The following is a 2,722-nucleotide window of genomic DNA, read 5'->3' as shown; positions in this document are numbered from 1 at the left end:
TTCTTCAAAGGCTACCGTCCACAGTTCTACTTCCGTACTACTGACGTGACCGGTACCATCGAACTGCCAGAAGGCGTTGAGATGGTAATGCCAGGCGACAACATCAAGATGGTTGTGACTCTGATCCACCCAATCGCGATGGACGACGGTCTGCGTTTCGCAATCCGTGAAGGCGGTCGTACCGTTGGCGCGGGCGTTGTTGCCAAAGTAATGAGCTAATTGCTGATAACATTTGACGCAATGCGCAATAAAAGGGCATCATTTGATGCCCTTTTTGTACGCTGTCGAACCAGAACCTGGCTCATCAGTGATTATTTTTGCCATAATCATTGCTGAGACAGGCTCTGTAGAGGGCGTTTAGTCCGAAACTTATTTTCGGTTTGGATCGCCTCGCTCTCGCGGGGTGGAAATGTTTGTAGAATACTTCTGACAGGTTGGTTTATGAGTGCGAATACCGAAGCTCAAGGGAGCGGGCGCGGCCTGGAAGCGATGAAGTGGGTAGCTGTTGCCGTATTGCTTATCGTGGCAATCGTGGGCAACTACCTCTATCGCGACATGATGCTGCCGCTGCGTGCGCTGGCCGTAGTAATTATTATTGCTGCAGCGGGTGGTGTCGCGCTGTTGACGACGAAAGGCAAAGCGACCGTTGCGTTTGCGCGTGAAGCGAGAACGGAAGTTCGTAAGGTGATTTGGCCGACTCGCCAGGAAACGCTGCACACTACGCTGATCGTTGCTGCGGTCACTGCGGTAATGTCACTGATCCTGTGGGGACTGGATGGTATTCTGGTTCGCCTGGTATCCTTTATCACTGGCCTGAGGTTCTAAGATGTCTGAAGCACCTAAAAAGCGTTGGTACGTCGTTCAGGCGTTTTCCGGTTTTGAAGGCCGTGTAGCGACTTCGCTGCGCGAGCATATCAAATTACACAATATGGAAGAGCTGTTTGGCGAAGTCATGGTTCCGACTGAAGAAGTGGTCGAAATTCGTGGTGGCCAGCGTCGCAAGAGCGAGCGCAAATTCTTCCCTGGCTACGTGTTAGTTCAGATGGTGATGAACGACGCGAGCTGGCACCTGGTGCGTAGCGTTCCGCGCGTAATGGGCTTTATCGGCGGTACCTCTGACCGTCCGGCACCAATCAGCGACAAAGAAGTTGATGCGATTATGAACCGCCTGCAGCAGGTTGGTGATAAGCCGCGTCCTAAAACGCTGTTTGAACCGGGTGAAATGGTTCGCGTTAGCGACGGTCCATTCGCTGACTTCAACGGTGTGGTTGAAGAAGTGGATTACGAGAAGTCTCGTCTGAAAGTATCCGTCTCTATCTTCGGTCGTGCGACCCCGGTAGAACTGGACTTTGCTCAGGTAGAGAAAGCTTAAGGCTGCGATCAAAAAAGCATCGATCTAATCGTTGCATAGGGCGCGAAATTGACATACAATTTCGCGCCTTTTGTTTTTATGGGCGCATGCCTGTAAAACGAATTTTTATATCACGGGGAGCCTCTTAGAGGCGCTATCACCCACATAGAGGATTTTAGAATGGCTAAGAAAGTCCAAGCCTACGTTAAGCTGCAGGTTGCAGCTGGTATGGCAAACCCAAGTCCACCAGTTGGTCCAGCTCTGGGTCAGCAGGGTGTGAACATCATGGAATTCTGCAAAGCGTTCAACGCAAAAACTGATTCCATCGAAAAAGGTCTGCCAATTCCGGTTGTTATCACCGTTTACGCTGACCGTTCTTTCACCTTCATTACCAAAACGCCTCCAGCAGCAGTTCTGCTGAAAAAAGCAGCTGGTATTAAGTCTGGTTCCGGTAAGCCGAACAAAGACAAAGTTGGTAAAATTTCCCGCGCTCAGCTGCAGGAAATCGCGCAGACCAAAGCTGCCGACATGACTGGCGCCGACATTGAAGCGATGACTCGCTCAATCGAAGGTACTGCACGTTCCATGGGCCTGGTAGTGGAGGATTAAGAAATGGCTAAACTGACCAAGCGTATGCGCGTGATCCGTGACAAAGTTGATGCTACTAAGCAGTACGACATCAACGAAGCTATTGCTCTGCTGAAAGAGCTGGCCACTGCTAAGTTCAACGAAAGCGTTGACGTTGCCGTTAACCTCGGTATCGACGCTCGTAAATCTGACCAGAACGTACGTGGTGCAACTGTACTGCCGCACGGTACTGGCCGTTCCGTTCGCGTTGCCGTATTTACCCAGGGCCCTAACGCTGAAGCAGCTAAAGCTGCTGGCGCAGAGCTGGTAGGTATGGAAGATCTGGCTGACCTGATCAAAAAAGGCGAAATGAACTTCGACGTTGTTATCGCATCTCCAGATGCAATGCGCGTTGTTGGCCAGCTGGGCCAGGTTCTGGGCCCACGTGGTCTGATGCCAAACCCGAAAGTTGGTACTGTAACTCCTAACGTTGCTGAAGCGGTTAAGAACGCTAAAGCTGGTCAGGTTCGTTACCGTAACGACAAAAACGGCATCATCCACACCACCATCGGTAAAGTGGACTTTGACGCTGACAAACTGAAAGAAAACCTGGAATCTCTGCTGGTTGCGCTGAAAAAAGCAAAACCAACTCAGGCTAAAGGCGTGTACATCAAGAAAGTTAGCATCTCCACCACCATGGGTGCAGGTGTTGCAGTTGACCAGGCTGGCCTGAGCGCTGCTGCAAACTAATGCCTTTACGTGGGCGGTGATTTTGTCTACAATCTTACCCCCACGTTTGCTAAC

Annotated in this window: 4 protein-coding genes and 1 pseudogene; all 5 read left to right on the top strand. The window is 51.0% G+C overall.

Going from position 1 to position 2,722, the window contains the following annotated elements; translation table 11 throughout:
- Window positions 1–219: pseudogene (gene tuf, locus RDN66_RS05125) on the top strand (elongation factor Tu); the annotation flags it as partial.
- 222 nt (window positions 220–441) lie between these two features.
- A complete protein-coding gene (gene secE / locus RDN66_RS05120) occupies window positions 442–825 on the top strand; it encodes a preprotein translocase subunit SecE (protein ID WP_035895925.1) in 384 nt (127 codons plus the stop codon).
- Between the two features lies 1 nt (window position 826).
- Window positions 827–1,372, top strand: a complete 546-nt coding sequence (nusG, locus tag RDN66_RS05115) for a transcription termination/antitermination protein NusG (protein ID WP_002438628.1) — start codon at window positions 827–829, stop codon at window positions 1,370–1,372.
- A gap of 159 nt (window positions 1,373–1,531) precedes the next feature.
- Entirely contained in the window at window positions 1,532–1,960 is a 429-nt protein-coding gene (rplK, locus tag RDN66_RS05110) for a 50S ribosomal protein L11 (RefSeq protein ID WP_012133815.1), read from the top strand.
- A gap of 3 nt (window positions 1,961–1,963) precedes the next feature.
- The gene (gene rplA, locus RDN66_RS05105; RefSeq protein ID WP_035895924.1) at window positions 1,964–2,668 is read left to right on the top strand and encodes a 50S ribosomal protein L1; all 705 of its coding nucleotides are present in this window, start codon (window positions 1,964–1,966) and stop codon (window positions 2,666–2,668) included.
- Window positions 2,669–2,722: the final 54 nt, after the last annotated feature.

Source organism: uncultured Kluyvera sp. (assembly GCF_902485085.1).
Lineage (GTDB): Bacteria > Pseudomonadota > Gammaproteobacteria > Enterobacterales > Enterobacteriaceae > Kluyvera > Kluyvera ascorbata.
The sequence above is the reverse complement of the archived record's forward strand: the minus strand, read 5'-3'. Positions and strand labels throughout refer to the sequence as shown.